This window comes from Rhodobacter sp. NSM (assembly GCF_052244495.1).
Classification (GTDB): Bacteria; Pseudomonadota; Alphaproteobacteria; order Rhodobacterales; family Rhodobacteraceae; genus Cereibacter_A.
The window spans coordinates 470,856-494,513 of sequence record NZ_JBQPXH010000001.1 but is presented as its reverse complement, the minus strand read 5'-3'; the positions used below and the strand labels follow the sequence as shown (position 1 = coordinate 494,513).

24 protein-coding genes, 1 tRNA gene and 1 pseudogene are annotated in these 23,658 nt (G+C 66.1%); 9 read left to right on the top strand and 17 right to left on the bottom strand.

Going from position 1 to position 23,658, the window contains the following annotated elements; translation table 11 throughout:
• Positions 1–180: 180 nt before the first annotated feature.
• The 4 genes from ACTVZP_RS02315 (at position 181) to ACTVZP_RS02300 (ending at position 4,177) form a co-directional block, all read left to right on the top strand.
• Complete coding sequence (locus tag ACTVZP_RS02315; protein WP_443210467.1) at positions 181–1,032, top strand: universal stress protein; 852 nt, start codon at positions 181–183, stop codon at positions 1,030–1,032.
• A gap of 126 nt (positions 1,033–1,158) precedes the next feature.
• Positions 1,159–2,130, top strand: a complete 972-nt coding sequence (locus ACTVZP_RS02310; RefSeq protein ID WP_443210466.1) for a Bug family tripartite tricarboxylate transporter substrate binding protein — start codon at positions 1,159–1,161, stop codon at positions 2,128–2,130.
• Between the two features lie 39 nt (positions 2,131–2,169).
• Positions 2,170–2,673, top strand: a complete 504-nt coding sequence (locus tag ACTVZP_RS02305; protein ID WP_443210465.1) for a tripartite tricarboxylate transporter TctB family protein — start codon at positions 2,170–2,172, stop codon at positions 2,671–2,673.
• A gap of 13 nt (positions 2,674–2,686) precedes the next feature.
• Positions 2,687–4,177 (top strand): tripartite tricarboxylate transporter permease, encoded by a 1,491-nt coding sequence (locus ACTVZP_RS02300; RefSeq protein ID WP_443210464.1) that lies wholly within the window; start codon positions 2,687–2,689, stop codon positions 4,175–4,177.
• Positions 4,178–4,270: 93 nt separating this feature from the next.
• Here the strand turns inward: ACTVZP_RS02300 and ACTVZP_RS02295 are convergent, their stop codons facing one another.
• Positions 4,271–4,750 (bottom strand): DUF421 domain-containing protein, encoded by a 480-nt coding sequence (locus ACTVZP_RS02295; RefSeq protein WP_443210463.1) that lies wholly within the window; start codon positions 4,748–4,750, stop codon positions 4,271–4,273.
• 192 nt (positions 4,751–4,942) lie between these two features.
• Between ACTVZP_RS02295 and ACTVZP_RS02290 the strand changes: the two genes are divergently transcribed.
• On the top strand, positions 4,943–5,863 hold the full coding sequence (locus tag ACTVZP_RS02290) for a CAP domain-containing protein (protein ID WP_443210462.1): 921 nt from the start codon (positions 4,943–4,945) through the stop codon (positions 5,861–5,863).
• Between the two features lie 337 nt (positions 5,864–6,200).
• Here ACTVZP_RS02290 and ACTVZP_RS02285 read toward each other — a convergent pair whose 3' ends face one another.
• The 8 genes from ACTVZP_RS02285 to ACTVZP_RS02250 all read right to left on the bottom strand — a co-directional run bounded on the left by ACTVZP_RS02285 (position 6,201) and on the right by ACTVZP_RS02250 (position 11,455).
• Positions 6,201–6,518, bottom strand: coding sequence for a hypothetical protein (locus tag ACTVZP_RS02285; RefSeq protein WP_443210461.1), 318 nt, complete (start codon positions 6,516–6,518; stop codon positions 6,201–6,203).
• Positions 6,519–6,581: 63 nt separating this feature from the next.
• Complete coding sequence (locus ACTVZP_RS02280; protein ID WP_443210460.1) at positions 6,582–7,043, bottom strand: PRC-barrel domain-containing protein; 462 nt, start codon at positions 7,041–7,043, stop codon at positions 6,582–6,584.
• Between the two features lie 19 nt (positions 7,044–7,062).
• On the bottom strand, positions 7,063–7,317 hold the full coding sequence (locus ACTVZP_RS02275; protein ID WP_443210459.1) for a hypothetical protein: 255 nt from the start codon (positions 7,315–7,317) through the stop codon (positions 7,063–7,065).
• A gap of 378 nt (positions 7,318–7,695) precedes the next feature.
• On the bottom strand, positions 7,696–8,469 hold the full coding sequence (locus ACTVZP_RS02270) for an SDR family NAD(P)-dependent oxidoreductase (RefSeq protein WP_443210458.1): 774 nt from the start codon (positions 8,467–8,469) through the stop codon (positions 7,696–7,698).
• Positions 8,466–9,236, bottom strand: a complete 771-nt coding sequence (locus tag ACTVZP_RS02265; RefSeq protein ID WP_443210457.1) for an SDR family NAD(P)-dependent oxidoreductase — start codon at positions 9,234–9,236, stop codon at positions 8,466–8,468. The genes ACTVZP_RS02270 and ACTVZP_RS02265 overlap by 4 nt, the downstream gene beginning before the upstream one ends.
• Positions 9,233–10,420 carry a zinc-dependent alcohol dehydrogenase gene (locus ACTVZP_RS02260; RefSeq protein WP_443210456.1) on the bottom strand — a complete coding sequence of 396 codons (1,188 nt, stop codon included), beginning with the start codon at positions 10,418–10,420 and terminating at the stop codon, positions 9,233–9,235. The genes ACTVZP_RS02265 and ACTVZP_RS02260 overlap by 4 nt, the downstream gene beginning before the upstream one ends.
• Before the next feature lie 3 nt (positions 10,421–10,423).
• Positions 10,424–11,047, bottom strand: a complete 624-nt coding sequence (locus ACTVZP_RS02255; RefSeq protein ID WP_443210455.1) for an SRPBCC family protein — start codon at positions 11,045–11,047, stop codon at positions 10,424–10,426.
• Between the two features lie 273 nt (positions 11,048–11,320).
• Positions 11,321–11,455 (bottom strand): hypothetical protein, encoded by a 135-nt coding sequence (locus ACTVZP_RS02250; RefSeq protein ID WP_443210454.1) that lies wholly within the window; start codon positions 11,453–11,455, stop codon positions 11,321–11,323.
• Between the two features lie 342 nt (positions 11,456–11,797).
• On the opposite strand from ACTVZP_RS02250, the gene ACTVZP_RS02245 reads away from it, so the two are divergent.
• The gene (locus ACTVZP_RS02245; protein ID WP_443210453.1) at positions 11,798–12,988 is read left to right on the top strand and encodes an ABC transporter substrate-binding protein; all 1,191 of its coding nucleotides are present in this window, start codon (positions 11,798–11,800) and stop codon (positions 12,986–12,988) included.
• Between the two features lie 336 nt (positions 12,989–13,324).
• Here the strand turns inward: ACTVZP_RS02245 and ACTVZP_RS02240 are convergent, their stop codons facing one another.
• Together ACTVZP_RS02240 and ACTVZP_RS02235 are read right to left on the bottom strand one after the other, a co-directional pair.
• A complete protein-coding gene (locus ACTVZP_RS02240) occupies positions 13,325–14,059 on the bottom strand; it encodes a carbonic anhydrase (protein ID WP_443210452.1) in 735 nt (244 codons plus the stop codon).
• Positions 14,060–14,244: 185 nt separating this feature from the next.
• Positions 14,245–14,961 (bottom strand): annotated as a pseudogene (locus ACTVZP_RS02235) (IS5 family transposase); the annotation flags it as partial.
• A 205-nt stretch (positions 14,962–15,166) separates the two neighbouring features.
• On the opposite strand from ACTVZP_RS02235, the gene ACTVZP_RS02230 reads away from it, so the two are divergent.
• Together ACTVZP_RS02230 and ACTVZP_RS02225 are read left to right on the top strand one after the other, a co-directional pair.
• Positions 15,167–15,892, top strand: coding sequence for a hypothetical protein (locus ACTVZP_RS02230; protein WP_443210451.1), 726 nt, complete (start codon positions 15,167–15,169; stop codon positions 15,890–15,892).
• Complete coding sequence (locus ACTVZP_RS02225) at positions 15,889–16,974, top strand: GSCFA domain-containing protein (protein ID WP_443210450.1); 1,086 nt, start codon at positions 15,889–15,891, stop codon at positions 16,972–16,974. The genes ACTVZP_RS02230 and ACTVZP_RS02225 overlap by 4 nt, the downstream gene beginning before the upstream one ends.
• Here ACTVZP_RS02225 and ACTVZP_RS02220 read toward each other — a convergent pair.
• Together ACTVZP_RS02220 and ACTVZP_RS02215 are read right to left on the bottom strand one after the other, a co-directional pair.
• The gene (locus ACTVZP_RS02220; protein ID WP_443210449.1) at positions 16,940–17,263 is read right to left on the bottom strand and encodes a hypothetical protein; all 324 of its coding nucleotides are present in this window, start codon (positions 17,261–17,263) and stop codon (positions 16,940–16,942) included. The two genes, ACTVZP_RS02225 and ACTVZP_RS02220, sit on opposite strands and share 35 nt — an antisense overlap.
• Before the next feature lie 450 nt (positions 17,264–17,713).
• A tRNA-Ser gene (locus tag ACTVZP_RS02215) sits at positions 17,714–17,801 on the bottom strand.
• 788 nt (positions 17,802–18,589) lie between these two features.
• On the opposite strand from ACTVZP_RS02215, the gene rsgA reads away from it, so the two are divergent.
• Positions 18,590–19,630 (top strand): ribosome small subunit-dependent GTPase A, encoded by a 1,041-nt coding sequence (rsgA, locus tag ACTVZP_RS02210; protein ID WP_443210448.1) that lies wholly within the window; start codon positions 18,590–18,592, stop codon positions 19,628–19,630.
• Between the two features lie 460 nt (positions 19,631–20,090).
• Here the strand turns inward: rsgA and arsJ are convergent, their stop codons facing one another.
• The 4 genes from arsJ to ACTVZP_RS02190 form a co-directional block, all read right to left on the bottom strand.
• A complete protein-coding gene (gene arsJ / locus ACTVZP_RS02205) occupies positions 20,091–21,329 on the bottom strand; it encodes an organoarsenical effux MFS transporter ArsJ (RefSeq protein WP_443210447.1) in 1,239 nt (412 codons plus the stop codon).
• Between the two features lie 93 nt (positions 21,330–21,422).
• On the bottom strand, positions 21,423–22,448 hold the full coding sequence (locus ACTVZP_RS02200; RefSeq protein WP_443210446.1) for an ArsJ-associated glyceraldehyde-3-phosphate dehydrogenase: 1,026 nt from the start codon (positions 22,446–22,448) through the stop codon (positions 21,423–21,425).
• Positions 22,448–23,260: a metalloregulator ArsR/SmtB family transcription factor gene (locus ACTVZP_RS02195; RefSeq protein ID WP_443210445.1), complete on the bottom strand. Its 813-nt coding sequence runs from the start codon at positions 23,258–23,260 to the stop codon at positions 22,448–22,450. Before ACTVZP_RS02195 ends, ACTVZP_RS02200 begins: the two co-directional genes overlap by 1 nt.
• Entirely contained in the window at positions 23,185–23,586 is a 402-nt protein-coding gene (locus ACTVZP_RS02190; protein WP_443210444.1) for a hypothetical protein, read from the bottom strand. The genes ACTVZP_RS02195 and ACTVZP_RS02190 overlap by 76 nt, the downstream gene beginning before the upstream one ends.
• Between the last annotated feature and the right edge of the window lie 72 nt (positions 23,587–23,658).

Below are 23,658 nucleotides of genomic sequence, written 5' to 3'. Positions count from 1 at the left end.
TCGGACGCAGGCGGCCGTCTGACCCAATCTCTTGAGGAGGTTTCGGCTCCTTGTTGGCGAAAGCCGGGCCGCGATGCTACCGTGCATCACGCGGTGCAGTCCGGTGGACTGCTTTTTCAGCGCCTTCCGCTGCTTGAGGCGCGGGATCGGCCGAACGCCGCGGACAGGGGAGGACAGGGTATGCTTGCAAGAATCCTCGTGCCCGTGGGCATCGATGGGGCGGGAGAGCCCGCGCTGGCCCATGCCGCGCAGCTCGCACGGCGCCACAGAGCGCATGTCGTCGTGGCGCACTGCCGCGCCCGGCCGGAGGACATGCTGCCCTACAGCACGCTGCTACCTGCCTTCGCACGCAAGACGATCCTGTCACAGGCCGTCGAACTGGCGGTGCAGGAGGAAGTGGCCCTGCGCGAAACCTTGCGTCAGAGGGCCCGGGATCTCGACCTCACCGAAACCGAGCATCCGGACGGAGAGCGCGCGACGGTCGAGTTCGTCGAGGAGTTCGGCCCGATGGCCGATGTCATCAAGCACATCGGACGCCTCGCGGACATTATCGTTGTGACACGGCCCGACCGGGATCGGAGCCTTGGCACCAACGCGCTCAAGTCGGCCCTGTTCACCACGGGCAGGCCCGTGCTGATGTGTCCTCCGGGCGGCGCGCGTGCCGACTTCAGCGCGCGGGTCGCCGTGGCATGGAACGGCTCGTTGGAGGCGGCGCGCGTAGTCGCACTGACCCTCGACATCGCGGCCGCGGCAGAGCGGGTCGCGATCCTGGCGGGCGGCAGCGGCGAGCCGCGCGGGGCCACGACCGAGGGGCTGCTCGAATACTACAGGCTCAGGGGCATCGCGGCCGAGGCGCATCGCTTCGAGTCCCGCAACCCCGGCGCGGCGCTGCTGGAGAAGACCGCGGAGGTGGGCGCCGGCCTGCTGCTGATGGGTGCCTACGGGCACAGCCACGAACGCGAGATGTTCTTCGGAGGCAACACGCAGAGCGTCGTGGACACGGCTCCGATCCCCGTCGTCATGGCGCATTGACCGGTTTTTTCGCCACGAAACAAAATGCTTCTTGAAGTCTGACTTGCGCAATATAGTGTCTCAAGTTCGTCGCAGCGGTTGAAGATCCTTAAGCCATTCCGCATTCCCGAGAGGAAAGGACCTACGATGCCGATCACGAAGCGCGTATTTGTGCAGATGACCTTCTCGGCGCTGATTGCGCTCCTGCCCATGCCTTCACTGGCGCAGGACTGGAAGCCGAGGCGTCCGATAGACTTCACGATCATGGCAGGCCCCGGAGGGGGCGCCGACCAGATCGCGCGCTTCATCCAGTCCGTCGCGGAACGCTACGACATGATGAGCCGGCCCCTCGTGCCGACAAACCGCGGGGGTGGTTCCGGGGCCGAGGCACTGCTTCACGTCAAGGGCGCCTCGGATCCCGACCACACGCTGCTCGTGACGCTGAATTCTTTTTTCACCACTCCGCTCCGGCAGGAGAACCTCGGGATCGACGTCCAGACCTTCACGCCGGTCGCGATGATGGGGGCCGATCCCTTCGTCCTCTGGGTCCACAAGGACTCGGGCATCACCAGCTTCGACCAGTTCGTCGAGGAGGTGCGCGCTGCAAATGGCGAGTACGTCATGGGCGGCACCGGGATGGGACAGGAGGACTCCATCGTCATCGCCTACATGGCGGATGCCTACGACCTGAAGATCAAGTATATCCCCTATGACGGCGGCGGCGCGGTCGCCCGTGACCTCGCCGGCAAGCAGGTGATGGCCACGGTGAACAATCCGGCGGAAGCCAAGGGCTTCTACGAGGCGGGAAGCGTGGTCCCGCTCCTCGCCTTCTCGGACGAGCGGCTGCCGGCCTATCCGGACGTGCCGACGCTGCGCGAGATGGGCCACGACTTCTCCTACTACAACCAGCGCGCCGTGGTCGGTGCGCCCGGCATGTCCGAGGAGGCCGCCGCCTACCACAGGGAGGTCTTCACGCGGATCTACGAAAGCGACGAGTGGCAGGCCTATCTGGAGTCCGAGAGCCTCTCGCCGCTCTGGATGAATGCCGACGAGCAGCGGGCCTACTGGGAAAAGCAGGTCGAGAACCACCGCAAGCTCCTCGGCAGTCTGGAAAACTGAGGTCCGGAATCTACCGGATCCCATCGGGGGAGAGCGGGAATGCGCATGGGCGAGATCCTTCTGGCGGGCCTTCTCGCGGCCTTCTCCATCTATCTGATGTGGAAGAGCGCGGAGTTGCCCACCGGATACGTGTCCGGGCGCGGCCCCGGCGGAGGCGCCTGGCCCTTCTGGCTCTCGGGGATCATGCTGGTCTGCTGCGGCTTCATCGCCTTCAACTGGTGGCGACGGACCAGTCCGCCGTCGCAATCGGACGAGCCGTTCCTCGACGCCCGGAGCTGGCGGATGCTCGGCCTCGTGGGCGGGGGGCTCGTCGTCTTCGTGGGCCTGATCGAGGTCATCTCGATGTACGGCGCCATCGCCGTCTTCCTGTTCTACTACCTGCGCTTTCTTGGGCGACATTCCCTCTGGCTCAGTCTGGCGATTGCGCTCGTGACGCCGCTGGCCTTCTTCTTCTTCTTCGAGGGCGCCATGCAGATCACCATGCCGTCGGGTCTGCCCTTCACCGATCCTGTCTTCGATCTCCTCTACGAACTCCTGTACTAGGGCACCGCGCGACATGGACATCCTTTCCCTGCTTGGCGACGGCATGTTGCTCGCGCTCCAGCCGCTGAACATCATGCTCATCGTCATCGGGGTGTCGGTCGGGCTGTTCATCGGTGCGATGCCCGGGCTGGGCTCGGTGAACGGCGTGGCGATCCTGCTGCCGATCACCTTCCTCGTACCGCCGGGCGCGGCGATCATCTTCCTTGCCGCGATCTACTACGGCGCGATGTATGGCGGCGCCATCTCGTCGATCACCCTCGGCATTCCCGGCGCGTCGACGGCGGTCGCCACCACCTTCGACGGCAGGCCGCTCGCCCTCAAGGGCCGGGCGAGCCTTGCCCTCGTGACGGCGGCGATAGCCTCCTTCGTCGGGGGCACTGTCGCGAACGTGCTCTTCACCCTCTTCGCGCCCCTCCTCGCAAGCGTGGCACTTGCCTTCGGCCCGCCCGAGATCTTCGCCCTGATGCTGCTGGCCTTCGCGACCTTCGTGGGCCTTGGCGGGGACGATATCCCCAAGACCGTGTTCTCGATCTGCTTCGGTCTCGTGCTGGGGGCCATCGGCTTCGACCAGATCTCCGGCGCGCCCCGCCTCGTCCTGTTCGAGATGACCGGCTTCCTGCAGGGGATCGGCTTCCTGGTGCTGGCGATCGGCGTCTATGGCATCGGCGAGATGCTCTGGACCATCGACCAGTCCCGCGGGCAGGTCGAGACGACGGCGCCGAAGATGACGGCGAAGGTCATGGCGGCGGACACGGCGCAGGCGATGCGCCAGGGCTGGAAGGGCATGACGATCGGCTCGTTCCTGGGCTTCTTCGTCGGCATCCTTCCGGCGGCAGGCGCCACGCCTGCCTCGCTGATGTCCTATGGCGTGACCAAGATGATCTCGCGCGTGCCCCACGAGTTCGGGCGCGGCAATGTCGATGGCGTGGCGGCTCCCGAATCCGCGAACAATTCCGCCTCGACCGGAGCGATGCTTCCCATGCTCACCCTCGGCATTCCCGGATCGCCCACAACCGCGATCCTGCTGGGCGGCATGGTGATCTGGGGGCTCACGCCGGGCCCCTTGCTCTTCGTGAAGGAGACGGGCTTCGTCTGGGGCCTGATCGGGTCGTTCTACATCTCGAACGTCGCGGCGCTGCTGATCAACCTCGCCTTCATCCCGGTCTTCATCTGGATGCTGAGGATGCCCTTCACCATCCTCGCGCCGATGATCTTCGTGCTCTCCATCGTCGGAGGCTATGCCGCAACCTCGGACATGTTCGACATCTGGATGATCGTGATCTTCGGCATCGGCGCCTTCATCCTGCGCCGCTTCGACTATCCGCTTGCGCCGGCCGTGCTGGCAATCGTCCTCGGTCCGATCGCGGAGCCGACGCTCCGCCAGTCGCTGCTGCTCTCCTCCGGCGATCCGTCCATTTTCCTGACCCGGCCGATCGCCGCGCCCATCACGATCGCCGCGATCATCCTGATCCTGCTGCCCGCGGTGAAGCTCTTCCGTCGCTGAACGGCACTCACGCGCAGGCGGCCGTGCAGCCGGAAGGAACGAACCCCGGCGAAGCCTTCGTCTGACGCCGGCTCGCGGATTGGCGGGCTGCATCTATCCGCAGGGAATTACCGACAGGCTGCCGTCGGTCTCGAGCACGACGGACCCCACGGCATCGGGATCCTCGCGACCGCTGGCGCGGAGGGCTGCGAGGATCTCTTCCCGTGTCACCCTCTGGCGGCGCATCGCGTCCTCGAGAAAGCTCCCGCCGTGAAGGACGAGCGTCGGCTCGCTCTTGACGAGATCCTGAAAGCCTGGCCAGCGCACGGAGGCGAAGGTGATCGCATATTGCAGGCAGATCAGCAGCGCGAGCGCCGCCACGCCTTCCAGAAGCGGCACGCTGCGGTTCAGCAGCACCGTCGCGAGTGTCGAGCCGAGCGCGACGGTGACGATGAAGTCGAACGCGTTCATCTTGCTCAGCGTTCGCTTGCCCGAGACGCGGAGCATGGCGATCAGCGCGACGTAGGACACAAGCCCCACGACGATCACGCGGAGGATGCCCGCCCAGCCGTCAAAGATCATCGGTTCGCTCATCGTGTACCCTCCGCTTGCCTCGAGAGACATCTTTCGCAGACCCGAAGTGTTCCAGCCCCCCGCCTTCTCGATCGGGCCGGGATGCTCTGCCCCGATGACCTGCGACCTCGCGACGCTTGCGATGGAAGGAGCAGTCTCCCGCCGGTGAAAGGAACATGCCCCCGCCGGTTCCGTTGTCGGGCAGGAGGTGCCATGATCCCCGCAAGACCCATCCTCGCCGCGGCCGCCCTTCTCGCCTGCGCCGCGCCGGCGCTCGCTCAGGTGGCGGATCTCGATGCGCTGCGCAGCCGCGCCCTCGACATGACGAACGCCTCGCGGAAGGACCATGACCTGCCGCCGCTGCAACGCCGCGACGACCTCGACGCGGCGGCTCAGCGCCATGCCGATGACATGCTGCGGCGCGACTACTACGCCCATGTATCGCCCGAGGGAGGCACGGCTCGCGACCGGTATCTCGCTGAAGGCGGAGACGAAGGCAAGCTCGTGGCCGAGAACATCGCCCGCTGCAGCGGCTGCCCGAGGCCGGATGCGGGCAGCATCAAGCGGCTCCATCAGGGCTGGATGGACAGCCCGGAGCATCGCGACAACATCCTGCGTGAGGGCCTCGCCGGGTTCGGCTTCGGCATGGCGGGTGGCGGCGCGGAACCTCAGCTCGCCGTGCAGACCTTCGCCGGGCCCGGCACCGCTCGCGGCGAGGCCGGCGAGCTGGCACAGGAAGATGTCTCTGACGCCGCCCGCACGGCCGTGAACCGCCTCCGCCGCGAAGCGGGTCACGCGCCGGTCGAGGCGAGCGACGCGCTCACGGAGGCGGCGCGCAACCTCGTACCGGAGACGATCGAGGATTTTCGGCTCGACCACGCGGGCGACCTCGAAGGGGCTCTCCCCATGGCCGAGGCCGGTCAGTGGCGGATGCTCGCCACGCTCGCGGCAAGCTGCGGCGGCTGCGGTGCGCAGCCCGCACAGGGCGATCCGGCGGCCTTCGTGCGGGACTGGAACGCCGGCGAGACGCGCGAGACGCTGCTTGATCCGTCGGTGACGCGGATTGGAGCGGTCCTGCGGGCGGACGGCGCCGGCCGGAAGGTCATGCTGCTGGTGCTGGGTCAGCCGCGCTGAGGCCCCGGCGGGCGCAAGGCGCGAGGACCGGGCTGACCGGCGCGGCGATGCGAACTTGCGGCCAAGCTTGCACGTCACAGGCGAGCCGATTTCCGTGGACCTGCCGGCGCGAGGAGAGATCGTCGCGACCGCCTGAGGGCACTATCTCAACCTGCTTCACTGCCCTCTCTCGGCCACGGAAAAGATTTTCCGCTAAGTCGAGCAGACCACCTCCATAAGGAAAAAGTGATCCGGCCACGTCTCTGCATGGCCGGATCGAAACGAATTGGCTGTATGCGCTCGCGCTGCCGGATGAGCGGCATCAGCTGCCGCGATCGCATGGCCGGACCGTACGGTGTCAGCTGTCGCCGAGCTGCCCGTAATCGAAGGTGTCAAGCTCCATCGCCTGCGCCTCGTCGAACGGGATGTAGTAATTTGCCGATCCCGGGTCCCACCCGCCGCCCCAGCCGTAGCCGTTCATCGGATAGGCCTGATAGGCGCGCCCGCCATAAGCTGCGTCGCGCTGCACGACCACGCCCTTGATCTCGCCATCCTGCAGGATGGCATCCGTCACATAGCCGTAGTTGCGGTAACGCTGGTCGTTGCTCAGCCGGGCGGTGTCACCGATCAGTTCGGTGATACGCCAGGCGCGGCCCTGAACCTCGGCATCGTCCACATTCTCGAGAACCTGATCCTGAGCGCTGCCGGCATCAATCCAGTCGGTTCCGTCGTCGCCGAATCAGCCGAAGTCATCGACCGTTTCCTCGGTGACGGGAACCGTGATCCCCCCGGAGTCGCGCACCTCGACCTGATCCCACGGCACGCTGACGTGGGTGTCGCCGATGTCCCAGACGCCGCCGACCTCGACGATGACCGAAAGGATGCGCCCGTCGGGGCCGATCACCAGATCCTCGACATCTCCGATGTCATCCCCGGTGGAGCCGTAGACTTCAGTCTGGTTCATGAAGGCCTGGGCACTCATGCCGCTCGCGTAGAGCGCGTTCGGCGACCAGTCTTCGGCCGTCATGGTACCGGCCTGGTCGGCCGTGGTGCCGGTCTCGTTGGCCGTGGTGCCGGTCCGATTGGCCATCGTGCCGGTCTGGCTGGGCATGGTCCCGGTCTGGCTGCCGGCATCCTGCGCGACGACCGGAATTGCAGAACTCGCGAGAAGAGCGATCGCGCCCGAAACGATGAGTTTCATGTGCGTTTCCTCCTTTGCTTCAGCCGGACCGCGGAAGCACGGAAGTCGTACTCGACCCGGTCCGGCTTGCTCTCTGAACCACGGGTCCGCGGCTCTGTTCCCGCCAAAGGCAGACTGTGCCGAAATTGGGCCCTGCCATCGACGCCCGGACGTCGAAGATGGTCACGATCAGCTCGACCGCCGCGGTCAGCGCCGAGACCTCGACGAAGGTGATCATCGTGGTCAGGGTGTCGATGCCGTAGCCCCGGGCGAACTCCGGCCGTGACAGAGGCATGCAGTTGAATCGGCCCGCGTCTGGCGCCATGCCGAGGAGCGGCGAGGCAAGGAAGGTGGTCCCCCGATAAGGTGGGCGCAGTAGCCGAAGGCGTTCAGCCGCAGGAAGGCCTTGTTGCGCGCACTCCCCCTCAGCGGCGCGAGTTGGACTCCATCTCGGGAATGGCGAAGAGGAACATCATCGTCGTGCCGTGGACGGTCATCACTGGTTGCAGGTCTCGGGCGCGAGCACCTCGTTCAGCCGCTGCGCCAGTTGCAGCCGCATCAGCAGGCCCAGCACCCCCGACAGGAGGAAGAAGACAAAGGCCGTGATGACGAAGCGGCGCCCGATGCTGGTGTGGTTGATATAGCCTAACCAGCCCGGCAGGGCGGCGGCCCCTCACCTGTCCGGCTCGGCCCCGAGGCGGTGGATCTGCGCCAGAACGCTCTGGGGAACCACGCCGGACAGCATCGCCAGGAGCCGGTTGGTCAGGCCGGGCACGACGCCGCGTTCGCCCGCGATCATCGCCTCATACCCCGCGCGGGCGACCGTGGTCACGTCGTCCAGCCGGTCGCTTTGTGCGATCGGGCTGTCGGCCAGCCGGTTTTCGGGGCGGGTGAAGATCGGCGTGTCGGTCGGCCCCGGCATCAGACAGGTGAGCGTCACCGGCCCGTCGCGCCACTCGTCCTGAAGCGCATATGTCAGGCTGTCGAGATAGGCCTTGGTCGCGTTGTAGACCGCGTCGAACGGACCCGGAACGAAGCCGCCGATCGAGCCCGAGACGAGGATCCGGCCCGCGCCGCGCCGCTGCATCTTCTCTCCGACCCGGCGCAGCATCAGCGTGGTCTGAAGCACGTTGAGATCGATCAGCCGCCGGATCGCGACCCAGTCCTGTTCTGTGAAGGCATGGCCGAGCGCCCGCCCGGCATTGGCAAAGAAGAGGTCGATCTCTCGGCGCTCGACCGCGCGCCAGAGCGTATCGACGCCCTCTCGGGTGGCGAGGTCGGCGCGCACGACCTCGACCTTCCCGCCCAGACGGCGGAGCTTGTCGGCCGCGTGCTCGATCTCGTCCTCGTCGGCACAGATGATCAGCTCATGCCCGTCCTCGACCGCGAAGCGGGCGAGTTCATAGCCGATGCCGGTCGAGGCGCCAGTGACGACAGCGAGGGTCATCGGGCATCCTCCGGCTCGGCCATGCGGCGGTGGAGCATGGCGAGCACGCTGTCCGGCACCACGCCGGAAAGCGCCGCCTGCACCTTGTTGGCCAAGCCCGCCGTCACGCCCGAGGCTCCGCGCTTCATCGCGCGGTAGCCCGTGCGCGCGACCATCGCGGGGTCGTCCTTCTCCGACCGGCCCACCGGCGTCTCCTCCATCCCGGCACGGTGGAAGAACTCCGTCTCGGTCGGGCCCGGCATCAGGCAGGTGACGGTGACCCCGCTGTCGCCCAGTTCGTTGCGGATGCCCCAGCTGAGCGTGTCGAGATAGGCCTTGGTCGCATTATAGACCGCCTGGTAGCTGCCAGGCATCAGTCCCGCAATCGAGCCGGTGATCAGGATGCGGCCTTCGCCGCGCGCGGCCATCCGGCAGGCGACACGGTGGAGAAGCAGCGTGGTCGCGGTGACGTTCGTCGCGATCACCGCCTCGATGCCGGCCTCGTCCTGATCGAGGAAGGCGTGTCCGAGGCCCCGGCCCGCATTGGCCATCAGATGATCGACCGCGCGTCCGCCCGTTGCGGATAGAAGGGCCTCGACTCCCTCCTCGGTCGAAAGGTCCGCGAGGCAGGCCGTGACGGTCGCGCCCTGCCCTCGCAGGTCTTCCTCCACCTCGTGAAGCTGCGGATCGTCGGCGCAGAGGATCAGCTCCGACCCGTCCTCCGCAGCCAGCCGCGCCAGTTCGAGACCGATCCCGCTGGACGCTCCGGTGATGACGGCGAGCGTCATGCCGCCACCTCGGTGCCGGGCTTCAGCACCACCTTGGTCCATTCGTTCTGGTTGTAGCGGAAGTTCTCGTAGCCCCGCGCGGCATCCTCGAGCGGCAGGCGATGCGAGATGAGGAAGGTCGTGTCGATCTCGCCTTCTCCGATCCGGCGCAGAAGATCCTCGAGATAGTGCTGCACATGCGTCTGGCCGGTCTTGACCGCGAGGCCCTTCTCCATCATCGCGCCCAGCGGGAACTTGTCGAGGAAGCCGCCATAGACGCCGGGAACCGAGACGCGTCCGCCCTTCCTGACCGCCATGATCGCCTCGCGCAGCGCATGGGCGCTGTCGGCGCCGATGCCCACGGTCTGCTTGACGTTGTCGAGGATCGTGTCGGGCGCCATGCCATGCGCCTCCATCCCCACGGCATCGATCACCGCGTCCGGGCCGATCCCGCCCGACATCTCCATCAGCGCCTCGAGCACGCGGGTCTGCCGGAAGTCGATCACCTCGGCGCCGAGCTTGCGGGCGAGTGCCAGACGCCTGGGGTATTCGTCGATGGCGATGACCTTGCCCGCCCCCATCAGCAGCGCCGACTGGATCGCGAAGAGGCCGACCGGGCCGCAGCCCCAGACGGCTACCGTGTCGCCCTCCTCGATGCCGGCGTTGTCGGCGGCCATCCAGCCGGTGGGCAGGATGTCCGAGAGGAAGAGCACCTGATCATCGTCGAGCCCGTCCGGGATCACGATCGGACCAACGTCGGAAAAGGGCACGCGGACATATTCCGCCTGACCGCCCGGATAGCCGCCCGTCAGGTGCGAATAGCCGAAGAGCCCGGACATGGCATGGCCGTAGAGCGCCTCGCTCGCGTCCTGCTTCTCGACCGGGTTGGAGTTGTCGCAGGCGGAATACTGGTGCTTCCGGCAGAAGTAGCAGGAGCCGCAGGATATGGTGAAGGGCACCACCACGCGCTGCCCCTTCTGCAGCGTGCTCTTCGGGCCGGTCTCGACCACGCGTCCCATGAACTCGTGGCCGAGAATGTCGCCGGCGAGCAGCCCGGGGATCACCCCGTCGTATAGGTGCAAGTCCGAGCCGCAGATTGCGGTCGAGGTCACCTCGATGATCGCATCGCGCGGATTGACGATCTCGGGATCCGGATGGGTCTCGACGCGGACGTCGTGCTTACCGTGCCAGGTCAGTGCGCGCATGGGTCAGGTTCTCCGGTTGCGGGAGGTGGCGATCTCGCCCGTCTCCATCAGCATCTTCAGGCGCTTGAGCTCGTGCCGCCCCCGGAGCTTCGGGGCGAGGCGGAACAGGCGCGCGAGGGTGGAACCGCCGAAAGGCGGGACATAGGCGATGACGGCCTCGACCTCCGTGCCACGGCCGGCGGGCGCATCGGCAAAGCTGACCGTTCCGTTCGCCTTCACGTCGGAGGCTTCGGTCGATTCCCATACGATCAGCCTGTCCGGGATCTCTTCCATCACCCGCGTCTCGAAGGTCAGCTTGCGCCCGCCGATGCCCTCCATCGTCCAGCGGCAGGTATCTCCCGTCGAAGAAACGTCCGACACACCCTCCATGAACTTCGGCAGGTTCGAGAAATCCCGCCAGAAGGCAAAGAGCTCGGACCGGGGGCGGTCGATGGTCACGGTGCTGCCGCCGCGCGCCTCGCCGCGCAGCGTATGGTCGGGTGCGTCGTCGGCTGGGCGGAAATGCACCTGGTTGCGATCCCGCTCACGCGTCAGCACCCAGATACCGGCGGCGGCCGCCGCCATGCCGCCCAATGCAAGCCAGACCGTCTGCGGATCCCGCCCGCGAAGTGGTTGATGAAGTGACATCGTACCTCCGGAACTGTGCCGGTCCTGCCGGCCCGTGCCATGAACCGGCCCGCCCGCAGAGTGTTCCTGTCACATCCGGCACTTCGCGATCCTGCGCCGCACCGGACCCGGAGCCGGCGGAGTCCCGCTCGGAACCGACAGCCAAGCCCTTCCTGCGAGCAAGGGGATGTGCGTCATCGAACGCCGGATGTTTCCTCGCGGGCACCCGCTGACGCCTTGGAGCGCGCCCGCCTTCGGCCCCGCGCTCCCGGCGCCTCGAGCGGCCGACCGCGCTCAGCCCGCCGATCCGGGAAAGGGCACGGCCTTCAGGGACTTCGCGGCATGGACGCCATTCGAGACCGCGAGGCGGATCGAGGACATCACGTTCCCGGGCACACCGGGCAGGTCGACGAAGGTCGGGCTGGCCATCGCTTCTCCCACCCCGTGGAGGCCCGCATTCGGCGCAATCGTGAACCCCACGCATCGGAGCGGATTCCATTCTCCCCTTCCGCTGCCGCAACCCGTTCGCAGGCCGATGTTTCTCGCCTACCCCGTGCCCGCAAGGAACACCGGCCGGTCCCGCGATTGGACTCTGACCCGGGCCTGCACACGCGTTTCGCTTGCAAAGCGAAGGCTCCATCCGGACAAACGGGCTCAGGCTGCCGGTTGCCCGCGTCCGACCTTTGTATGATCTTCGCTCGAGCAGGCGGAAAGGTGATGTTGGTGGAGAGGCCGTTCGCGGGAAACGGTTCGAAGGAACGGAGGAACATCATGAGGTTGCGCCTTGCCCTCGTGCTCGCGGCGATGGCCGCTCCGGCGTTGGCCGCGGATCCGGTCGAGATCCGCGCGGCCGTGCTGAGGATCGACGTGCCACTCGACCGACCTCCGATCTCGCGACTCGACCTGCCGCCGGAGGATCTGGGGCTCGCAGGCGGAAGGCTGGCCACGGCGGACAATGCAACCACCGGGCAGTTCATGGGGCAGAGCTTCGTGACCGAGGAGGTAACGGCGAGCCCCGAGACCGCGGTCGCGGAGCTGGAGAAGATCCTCGGCACCGGCACGCAGTTCGTGGTGACACTGGCCGATGCCTCGACCACGCTCGCGCTCGCCGATGCCGCCGGCGACCGGGCAGTGCTGTTCAACGCGCGCGCATCCGACGACGCCCTGCGAAATGACGACTGTCGGGCGAACCTGCTGCATACGGTGCCCTCGCGCGCGATGATGACCGATGCGCTCGCGCAGTTTCTTGCCTGGAAGCGGTGGAACGAATGGTTCCTGATCGCCGGCAGTCATCCCGAGGATATCGCACTGGCCGATGCGTACCGCCGCGCGGCGGACAAGTTCGGCCTGAGGATCGTCGAGGAGCGCACCTTCGAGGATACCGGCGGCGCGCGGGCGACCGACAGCGGCCTCGTCCAGATCCAGGCGCAGATCCCGACCTTCACCCAGCGCGCCGCCGATCACGACGTGGTGGTCGCGGCCGACGAGACCGGCGTCTTCGCCGACTACCTGCCGTATCATACATGGGAGCCGCGCCCCGTGGCGGGCTCGGCGGGACTGACACCGGTCTCCTGGCATCCGGCCATGGAGATGTGGGGCGGCACGCAATTCCAGAGCCGCTTCGAGAAGCAGTCGAATCGCCCTGCTCGCGAGGAGGATTACCAGGTCTGGCTCGCGCTGCGCTCGATCGGCGAGGCGGCGAGCCGCACCGGATCGGGCGAGTTCCCCATGCTCAGGGACTACATGCTGGGCGAGAGCTTCGAACTCGGCGGATTCAAGGGCCAGCCCCTGACCTACCGCGACTGGGACGGGCAGCTCCGCCAGCCGATCCTGCTCGCGTCGGGGCCGATCGTGACCTCGGTTTCGCCCCAGGCCGAGTTCCTGCACCAGGTGTCGCAACTCGACACGCTCGGCACCGACCGCCCGGAGACCACCTGTCGGCTGACGCGATCGGCCGGATGACGGGGACCGCTGGTGGGACCGCCCATGTGCAGGGTCAGGAGCCACCGATCGGTGTCAGAGGTCCGCGTGATCCAACCGCCCCGGGTAGCGGAGCCATGAGGTGAGACCCTTCCGGACCGTCGCCCCGACGGGCGGCTTCCGGGATTGCATCCGGGTGCTCTGAAGGCGGAAAGGGCTGCTCGCAGGTCGGGCTCTCCCCTGCTCGTCCGGAAAACCGCGAGCATTGCGGGCTCGACGGGGTCCTGATCCAAGCAACGTCCCCGGCCTCGGCAGCGCCGAGTGCCGGGACATGCCCGACACGCACTGTCCTCAGGGGACGCTGGCCGGCGGGCCAGGTTACTGCGAGAGGATAAAGCGCCGGTGCGTTTCCTGCAGCGGGCGGGCGTTCATCTCGAAGAGGCGCGAGAACGCGGAGATCGCTTCATCCGACACGGCGACCTGGCTCTGCATCACGGTCCAGAGCACGGTTTCGGAACAGGGCGGCGTCGTGAGCGAACCCTGATAGCGGAAGAAGCTCCGGTCCGACGGCAAGAGGCTCACGAAGTCGATCGGGCCGAGATGCGCCTCGCCCGCATGGGCGGGCGCTGCTGCGACGACCTTGTCCAGCGCCTCATTGGCGCCGCCTGCACCCATCATCACGCCGATGACGGCAAGCGCACCATCGGCCGCCTTGTGCACGAAATGCACTTCCATCGGCGCGCGCTTGCCATCGATCGCGTGCTCTGACGGCGTGTGCAGGTGGAACTGCAGAAGTTCGTATGTCTTGCCGTCAATGACCATCGACCCGCCATTGGATGCGCTGGCCTGGACGGTGTGGCCATTGTTCGACACGGTCCAGTCGGCATCGGCGTTCCAGTCAAGCGCCGGAACCGAGGTGGCGGCGGTAACCGCACCCTTCAGGTCGATCGGCGACTGCTCGTGCCCTGAGGCGCAGGCGCCGAACTCGGTACTGAGCGCCCCCCACTGGGCCGGCCCTTCCGCGCCTTCATAGGTCCAGTGCAGGCCCTCGGCCTCGGCGAGGCCGGCGGAGAGGAGAAGCGAAACGGCAGCCTTGGCGATGATGTGGCGCATTGGACCCTGGCATGAGTGAAGGACAATGATTGGGGTTAATAAGGGAGAAGGCGCTCACACCGAATACCGGACTCGGGATGGCGTGACTCGCCTTTGCGTCGTTTATCAACCTAAAGAATACCTTCTCCGGTAGCGGAGAAGAACGTTTCCGGGCAACGGTCGTATCGGGTGGCGACGCGTCTTCAGTCCTTGAGGCGGCCGAACATGATCTCGATGCGGTTGCGGCGCCTGTACCTCCGCTTGTCGTGCCTCACCGGCTTCCTGCGGGTCTTCCTGCCCGGGATGCAGACCTTCATCCCTTTGTCCTTCAACGCATCTCGCAGCAAGTCCGCGTCGTAGCCCCGATCGGCCAGAAGCCAGTCGGCTTTTGGAAGGCTGTCCAGCAGCGCCGCCGCGCCGGTGTAGTCGCTGACCGGACCGGCCGACATGAAGAACCCGATCGGCCGCCCCTTCGCATCGGCAACGGCGTGCAGTTTGGTGTTCATGCCGCCCTTCGTCCGACCTATCTGACGCGCACGTCCCCCTTTTTCGCGCACAGGCTGGAGGCCGTGCGATGCGCTTTCAGGTAGGTCGCGTCGATCATGATCATCTTGTGCTCGGCCCTCTCGGCGGCCAGACCCATCATGATCCGTGCGAAGACACCATTGTCGCTCCAACGCTTCCAGCGGTTGTACAGGGTCTTGGCCGGACTGTATTCCCTGAGGGCGCCGCACCACCGCAAGCCACTGCGGTTGATGAAGATAATGCCGCTCAGGACGCGCCGGCTCTTGGACGCATGGCTTGCCATGGCTCTTGGGAAGAGGAAGAGAGGAGGATCAGACGACAGTCCGGTGGACTGTCGTCCCGACGAACGGCTTCAGGCGCTCCATTTGCGCGTGGGACAGCCAGTAGAGGTTGCTCATCGGTCAGGTCTCCTTGCGAGGCCTGAATCACGCGAACCGCCTGAAATCAATGGGTCTGAAGCCTAGTTAAAACAACTAGCGAACGACGAGGGCTAGCGAGACCGCTCCCGGAATTTGGGCAAAAGGACGCAGGGTCTGCAGCAACGGCTTCTGCTAGTATTTTGGAACCCCCAAGGCAAATATTTCCGAAGTGAGCATATCTCACATGCCGAATCCTCAGCGGATACTCATCGTTGGCCATAGCCACATCGGCTGCCTTTCGGCAGCGGCAAGGAACGCTGGCACAGACACTTTCGAAATAGTCAACTTAGGAAAGGCGGGAAAGGGAAAGGATCCGTCTGTTCGCGAGGTCCTCGAGACGATCGACAGGCGCAGAGGAGTGGAAACCCAGCCCCATGCGGTCTGCGTCTGCATTAATGGAAATCAGCACAATATACTGGGCATTGTCGAAAATCCGCGGCCATTCAGGGTCGGGCAAATAACCGCCGGCGCGACTCCTGCACAGGACGAGAGCCGCTGGTTTATCCCGTTCGCTCTAATCAAGGATAATTTTGAAGCCTCGTTCAGCCGAGAGGTTATACTGGCAATTTACGAACGTTTCCCCACGGCGCGCAGGTTCTACCTGAACCCGCCGCCGCCCATCTCCGATTGGGAATTCATTAAAGCACACCCGAGCAAATTCGAGGGAAAACTCGGCGATCAGCCCGTTCCGCTCGACTTGCGGATGCAACTCTATCTCGCCCAGACCGCGGCGATCAAGTCGATAGCGCATGACTGCGACGCGCAATTCATTGAGCTTGGCGACGAAGTCAAAGATGGCAACGGCTTTCTCAAGAGAAGATATTATGGAAGCGATCCTACGCACGCAAACGCCGAATATGGTGCATTAATGCTCGACAGGATTCAGAAGGAGGCAGTCGTTTCTCCATGAAGCACCCCTACATCGGCAAACCCGACATGCAGTTCTGGAAAAAGGAACCGGGCATTGATGAGCCGAGCCGCCTCGACCCTGTCACTGAACCTCCGTTTCGGATCGATAAAGGTGATCGGCTCGTAACGGCAGGTAGTTGTTTCGCCCAGCACGTGGCCGGACACATGGCCGCCGCTGGCTTCAACCACTTCATCACTGAGCGGGCACATCCGGCTATCAGACCTGCCGTAGCCAAACGTCACAACTATGGCATGTTCTCCGCGCGCTACGGGAATATTTACACAGCCCGACAAATGCGGCAGTTGCTGGAGAGAGCATATGGTATCTTCTCGCCCAGCGTTACATCTTGGCCCCTCCCGGACGGTGAGGGTGTGGTCGACCCGTTCCGTCCACAGATCCAGCCGGGTGGCTTCCTGAGTGATCAGGAGCTCGAAGTAGAACGCGCCCAACATTTCCGCTGCATTCGTGCAGCCATCGAGCAGATGGACGTCTTCGTCTTCACTCTCGGCCTGACTGAGGCTTGGTCAGATCGACGCGACGGCGCGGTTTATCCGCTGGCCCCGGGAGTTGCGGGGGGCATCTATGATGCCAATGCTGTTGAGTTTATTAATTTTGACGAGGAACAGACATATGCCGACTTGTCTAGTTCTCTCAGCTTTATCCGTTCGGTCAATCCAAACGTGAAAATCATCCTTACCGTTTCGCCAGTCCCCCTGAATGCCACATACGAGCCGCGTCACGTTTTGGTTTCCACCTCGTACTCCAAGGCTGTTCTCCGGATTGCCGCAGAGAAGGCCACCAGGGAATTTACGGATTGCGTCTACTTCCCTTCTTACGAAATAATCACGAGCCCACATGTTCGTGGTCGATACTTCGCACAGGATTGCCGGGAAGTAACTCAGGAAGGTGTTTCGCACGTGATGCATCTTTTCAGGAAGCACTTCGCCCAGGATCCCAGCATAGCATTTCAGGACGAAAACTCTGAGGTCTCACCGGACCGCTCAGGTGACGCAGAGCACCTGGCCAAGATGGAAGCTGCCATTGAAATCATTTGCGATGAAGAATCCATACGAAACGCTTGAGGCGCTTGCCGCCGAGGAGGCGTAAGGCCTCGTCCACTGGCTCCGCCCCGACTATCAGAACCCTGCCGGTACAGCCGCCGCGGCCAAGGCCGAACAGGCCGAGCTCGCCCTCGCTGCTACCAACGGCGCAACCCGCTCCGCCTTTCCGAAGCAACTCGCCGACCAGATGCCCGCCGTCCGCTCCGCGCTCGAAGAGCTTGGCGAGGCCACCCCCTGAGGAAATCGCACGCCGCTTCGCCCAGGCCAGGCCTGCTTCCGTGAGGCCTTCGTTGGAGTGCTTTGCGGCCATCGGCTATGCCAGAGACGCCGGGCAGGGTCGCTATGCTGTCTGATGGTGCTTGGCTCCAGCGGCACATTGCGCGGAGGTCGGAGCATCCACTGCTCGCTGTCAAGCCGCAGTCCAGCCTCCGGCCGCGACGTTGATCGACCCTCGAGCCTCCGGGGCGGATTCACCTCGCGGACCATGGAAGCTCGAACGACTTCCCAAGCCTCTGGGGCTGCTCCGCTGTATGGAGGCGGTTCCACCGCTGCCCGGTCTAGCCGTCCACCACGCACTTGGTGGGCGACCCGGCGCCGCAGTCTCAGCATCCAATCCGGGCCGCCTCCCGCAGGGGTGGGCAAGCTTCGCCGCGAAACGCTAATCCGGCGGGTTCCAGAAGTTAATGGGGGAATAGGTGGCGGAAGAACAGGAAGTATCTGGCACTTTCCCGTTGGACATCAAAATCTTAGCCGAGATACATGGCGGATGAGGTGGGATTCGAACCCACGGAACCTTTCGGTTCGCTGGTTTTCAAGACCAGTGCCTTAAGCCACTCGGCCACTCATCCGCTCTTGTTCCAGCTGCTGGCCGAGCTTGACAGTCTGCTGGCATGGCACATGCGTCGCTGAATCAGGTGCGCTAACGCTCCACACCTGCGGCAATCGTTTAGCCAGACTTTATTCGCTGGTCCAGCGCGCTCGCTTCGTCACGCTCTGAAAGAAGCGTGAAAATGTGCGAAGACCAGCCCGGCATGGCAAGCGCCGCCATGCGCTCTGGAAACAAGTGCCGGACGCACGGTGGGGGTCCAGCCCGCCTGCCGAAGGTTGAGACGACTGCCGTTCGGCGTTGATGAGGTGACCGCTCCCCGGCATGAAATGCACGAAGGTGGCTCCGCGACGATCCACGGAAAGAGAATCCTGGCCAGCCCGCATGGGGTGAGCCGGGCTCAATGTTGGTGCATGACGGATCTTGAACCGGCGGTCGGGGTGGCCGGCGTAGCGGGTGGCGAAGCCGGCCCCCGCACTGCCCGTGGTGCCGGGGGACAGCAGCCGAGCGATCAGTGCGGACGCCTCGTGATCGACTGCGGAGAGAACCCTAAACCCAGCAAAGGCGCAGATCCGAACCAGAACCCTTGATCAACGCGATCAGAGAATTTTTCCGGGGGCAGACCTGACATGGGGCGGCGGGAGGGTGTAAGGTGCACGCAGCCATCGCAACCGCAGCCCGAGGAGAGGACATGTCAGAGCTTGCATCCCTCCGGGCCGGGGCCGTCTGACCCGATCAGCCGCCCCGCCCGCCTGAACGTCACCGGCGCCCCCGGCGCCCGTCTTTCAGTGTCCGAACGAGGGCCTTTCCTTGACACGATCCTTCACGCTCGCCGACCTCGGCTGGGCTTCCGATTTCCTGCGCCAGCTCGACCTCGAGGACCTGGCCGCCACCCCCTGCCGCATCGCGGCCGTCCACCGCAGCCGCGTCGAGGCGCTCTCGGCCGACGGTCCGCTGTCGCTGATCCTGCCGCCTGAGTTCCCGACCGGCGGGATTGCCGTGGGCGACTGGGCGCTCTGCGACGGCACCCGCCTCCTGCGCCTCCTCGACCGCCGCACCATCCTTTCCCGCCGCGCGGCCGGCACCGGCGCGGCGCGGCAGCTCATTGCTGCCAACGTCGACACACTCTTCATCGTCACCTCCTGCAATGCCGACTTCAACCCGGCGCGGCTGGAGCGGTATCTCGCGCTGGCCCATGCGGCCAGGGTCGAGCCGGTGATCCTGCTGACCCGGATCGACCTCGTGCCGGATCCCGAGGGCTGGCGCGCCCGGGCCGAGGCCGTCGACCGTCGCGTCGCGATGTGCCTGATCGACGCCACCGCCCCCGATGTGCCCGAGCGGCTCGCCGACTGGTGCCGCCCGGGCCGGACGGTGGCGCTGGCGGGCTCGTCGGGCGTGGGCAAGACCACGCTCGCCAACGCGCTCACCGGCACGCTCGAAGCCACGGCGCCGATCCGCGCGGACGACGCCAAGGGGCGGCACACCACGACCGGCCGGCACCTGCGCCCGATCACGGGCGGGGGCTGGCTGATCGACACGCCCGGCATGCGCGAGCTGCGCCTGACCGACGCCGAGGACGGCATCGCCGCGGTCTTCGACGACATCGACGATCTCGCGCGGGCCTGCCGGTTCAGAGACTGCACGCACGGCACCGAACCGGGCTGCGCGGTGCAGGCGGCGGTGGCCGAGGGGCGGCTCGACGCGGGCCGCCTCGCGCGGTGGGAGAAGCTGAAGCGCGAGGACCGGCACAACTCGGCCACGCTGGCCGAGGCCCACGCCCGCGACCGCGCCTTCGGCCGGATGGTGCGCGAGGTGATGCGGGACAAGACCCGCCGGCGCGACGAGCGGTGAGAGTGCGCCTGCGGGGGCCTTTCGCCCCCCTCTCCCGCCGAGCGACTGTCGGCGGGAGAGACGGCGCCCGGACTCTCACCCTCCCGCACCGCGCGCCGGGGCAATATCCTGCCAAGCCGTACCCGATGCAGCAGCGCCCGTGGCGTCCTCGCGAGGGGCGGTTTGCTGTCAGTGACGTTGCGGCACCTCACATGCAGAAATCCGGGGAAGTCGTTCGTGAGCTTGCGGCGGTGCATCCGCAGCAACCGACGAATGCGGCCCTTCGTAACTCGCTTGGGCGGTGACGCGACGCGCAGTTGGCGACCGCCACAGGTCGAGGCCGTTCGGCATGCGAGAGGCCCCGGAGGCAGGATTCAGGAGGCCACTCGAAGTGGACGACATGCCACGTCGCAACTTTCGCACACCGGCCACTGATGCCCGACCAAGGAGCCTTGCCGCGGCAGCGGGACAATCTCTGTAGTCAGACTGCTTCCACTGCCTTGATCCGTCGCGCAGCGAGCCAGCTTGCGGCGGCCATGGCGCCAGCGGTGGCGAGGCAGAGCGGCAGCCCGCCCCACTGGTAGCTGAGGCCCGAGAGCAGCGTGCCGATAAGGCGCCCTGCCGCGTTCGCCATGTAGTAGAAGCCCACGTCCATCGTCACCCTCTCTGCCTTCGAGAAGGCGAGGATCAGGTAGGAGTGCAGCGATGAGTTCACCGCGAAGACGAAGCCGAAGAGCAGCAGTCCCGCGACCAGCGTCAGCGTCAGCCACGTCGCCGGCCCGCCCGCCGCCCAGGCGAGCGCGGCCAGCGCCAAGGGGATCGGCACCAGCCGCCCGGCCCATCGGCGGGCCTGGGCTGCGGCGTCGCCGCGGATCAGCCGGGGCGCCATGCCCTGGACCGCGCCGTAGCCGATGATCCAGAGCGCCATGAAGCCGCCGATCAGGAAGAAGGCCTCGCGCCGGCCCTCGGCGGTGCCGTCGGACAGGACGGACTGGAAATAGACCGGGATGCCCACCACGAACCACACATCGCGCGCGCCGAACAGGAACATCCGCGCCAGCGACAGCCGGTTGATCGCCCGATCGCGCGACCAGACCGAGGCAAATTTCGTGCCCTTCACCCCGCGCGGCAGGCCCTCGGGCATCCAGAGCACCACTGCGAGCAGGATCGCCGCCAACACCGCAGCCATCGCCCAGATCGCGGCCTGAAATCCCGCCAGCGCCAGAAGCGCCGCGCCGAGGAAGAAGCCCGCCCCCTTCACCGCGTTCTTCGACCCTGTAAGCAGCGCCACCCAGCGGAAGAGCCCGTCGCCCGCGGGCGCAAGGATCTTCACCGCGCTTTTCGACGACATCTTGGCCAGATCCTTGGCCACTCCCGAGACGCCCTGAACCGCCATGACGAAGGCAACCGAGGCCGGGATGCTCCATTCCGGGTCCAGCATCGCCAGCGCCCCGAGCGCACCGATCTGCAGCCCGAGGCCCGCGTAAAGCGTCGAGGTCAGCCCGAAGCGCGCGGCGAGCCAGCCGGCGGAAAGGTTGGTCACGATCCCCGCCAGCTCATAAAGCAGGAAGAGCCAGGCGAGCTGGATCGGCGAGAAGCCCAACCCGTTGAAATGCAGCAGTACCAGCATCCGCAGCGCGCCATCGCTGAGCATGAAGGCCCAGTAGGCGGCGGTCACGGCGGCATAGGCGCGAAGGCCCGAACGGGCGGCGACGCTCACGGCCGGGCCCTTTCGCCGCGCAGGCCGCGGGTCATCGGAGGCCTCCGCCGAACGTCGTTGCATCCCCTCGTGCAGCAGGAGCAGGAAGTCATCTCACGCCCCCGCCCGCGAGGGGACAAGGCTCTCCGCCACCATCCGGGTGATGTCGGCCAGCCGGCAGACATAGCCCCATTCGTTGTCATACCAGGCGTAGATCTTCACCTGCGTGCCGCCCACAACCATCGTCGAGGCCGCATCCACCACGGCCGATCGCGGGTCGTTCAGGAAATCCGACGAGACCAGCGGCCGCTCCTCATAGCCGAGGATGCCTTTCAGCGGTCCCCGCGCGGCCTCGGCGAGAAGCGCGTTCACCTCCTCGACCGTGGTCGGGCGTGCAACCTCGAAGACGCAGTCGGTCAGCGAGGCGTTCAGGAGCGGCACCCGCACCGCATGGCCGTTCAGCCTGCCCTTCAGCTCGGGATAGATCAGTCCGATCGCGGTGGCCGAACCGGTCGAGGTCGGGATCAGGTTCGCCAGCGCCGAGCGGGCGCGGCGCATGTCCTTCGCCGGCCGGTCCACGATGGTCTGGGTGTTCGTTACGTCATGGATCGTGGTGATCGAGCCGTGGCGGATGCCCAAGCCCCCGTGGATCACCTTCACCACCGGCGCGAGGCAGTTCGTCGTGCAGGAGGCCGCCGTCACCAGCCGCTGGCTGCCATCGTAGAGGTGATGGTTGATCCCGTAGACCAGGTTCAGCGCGCCGCCGTCCTTCACCGGGGCCGAGACGACCACCTTCTTCACCGCCTCGAAATAGGGCGCGAGCTTCGCGGCGGTCTTGAAGACCCCGGTGCAGTCCACCACCAGATCGACGCCCAGATCGCGCAGCGGCAGGTCCTCGATCCGCCGTTCGCGCATCAGGGGCATGCGGTGGCCGGCAAGCGTCAGGCTCTCGCCATCATGGGCGACCGGGGTCCGCCAGCGGCCGTGGACGCTGTCGAACTCCATCAGCAGCGCGTGCTGCGCCGGATCGCCGTCGGCATCGTTCAGAAGCACGATCTCGTCGCCCGCACCGCGGTCGATCAGCTCGCGCAGCAGGAGCTTTCCCATCCGGCCGAGCCCGTTGACCGCGATGCGCGCCATCAGACCTCTCCCAGCCGGTCGAGATGCTGCTGCAGCGCCAGCCGCTCCAGCTGGTCGAAGGGCAGCTGGGTGAAGGCCGAGATCCGGCGGTGCAGCTCGCCGAAGGCCTTGGCGAAGGCGAGGCCCTTCTCGGCATCCGTGCCGCAGGCCTTCGCCGGATCCGGCATCCCCCAATGCGCGGTCAGCGGCTGCCCCGGCCAGGGCGCACATTCGTCCGACGCCGCCTGGTCGCAGACGGTGAAGACGAAATCCATCTGCGGCGCCTCCGGCCCCTCGAATTCCGACACATGTTTCGAGCGCAGGCCGGAGGTGTCGAGGCCGTTGCGCTCCAGCACCTCGAGGGCGAAGGGGTTCAGCTGGCTGTTCGGCCGCGTCCCCGCCGAGAAGGCACGGAAGCGGGTGCCGCCGAGGCTGCGCAGGATCGCCTCGGCGAAGATCGAGCGGGCGGAATTGCCCGAGCAGATGAAGAGCACGTTGAAGGGCCGGTGCATGTCGATCTCCCGTGGAAGTGTAGCCAAGACGTCGGGGCGCCCCCGGCCGCAGTCATGGCCGAGATAGGCGATGAGCGCCGCCAGTTCGGGCAGCCGCACGCTGTAGAAGAGCGAGCGTCCCTCGCGTGCCGAACCGATCAGGCCCGCCGTCTCCAGTTCGGCCAGATGATGCGACAGCGTGTTCGGTTTCATCCCGAGCATCGCCGCGATCTCGGTCGGCCGCACGCCCCGCGGCGCGTGCCGCATCAGCAGGCGGACAACGGCAAGGCGGCCGGCATGGCCGAGGGCGGCGAAGTGGCGAACGGCGATTTCCTGTTCCATAATTCCGGATTTATGGAAGTATAGGACAGCGCGTCAAGCGAAGGTTTCGTGACAGGTTCGAGAGCCGCCGCACCCCCTTCCGTCAAATGGCCAACGCCGAAGTCATGCTCCAGCGCATGGGTGAGGCGGTGAATGAACCCGTCGGCATCGGCTCGGCACCAGACGACGTGCGCGACAAAGCGCCGAAGAACATTTCCGGCCGCGCGGTGGCGCCCGTGGCCCTGCATCAGGTCGGACAGCGTGACCTGCATCTCGCGGCAGGCGATGCAGCTTCGGGCGCCGAACCCGGCAATGACCGGCAGACCCGAAATGCGGACCGCCTCCACCGGATCGGCGCCGGGGTCTCGGCCCGGATCAGGAGAAGGCCGAGGCCGGCCAGGACGAAAAGCGCGCCAGGT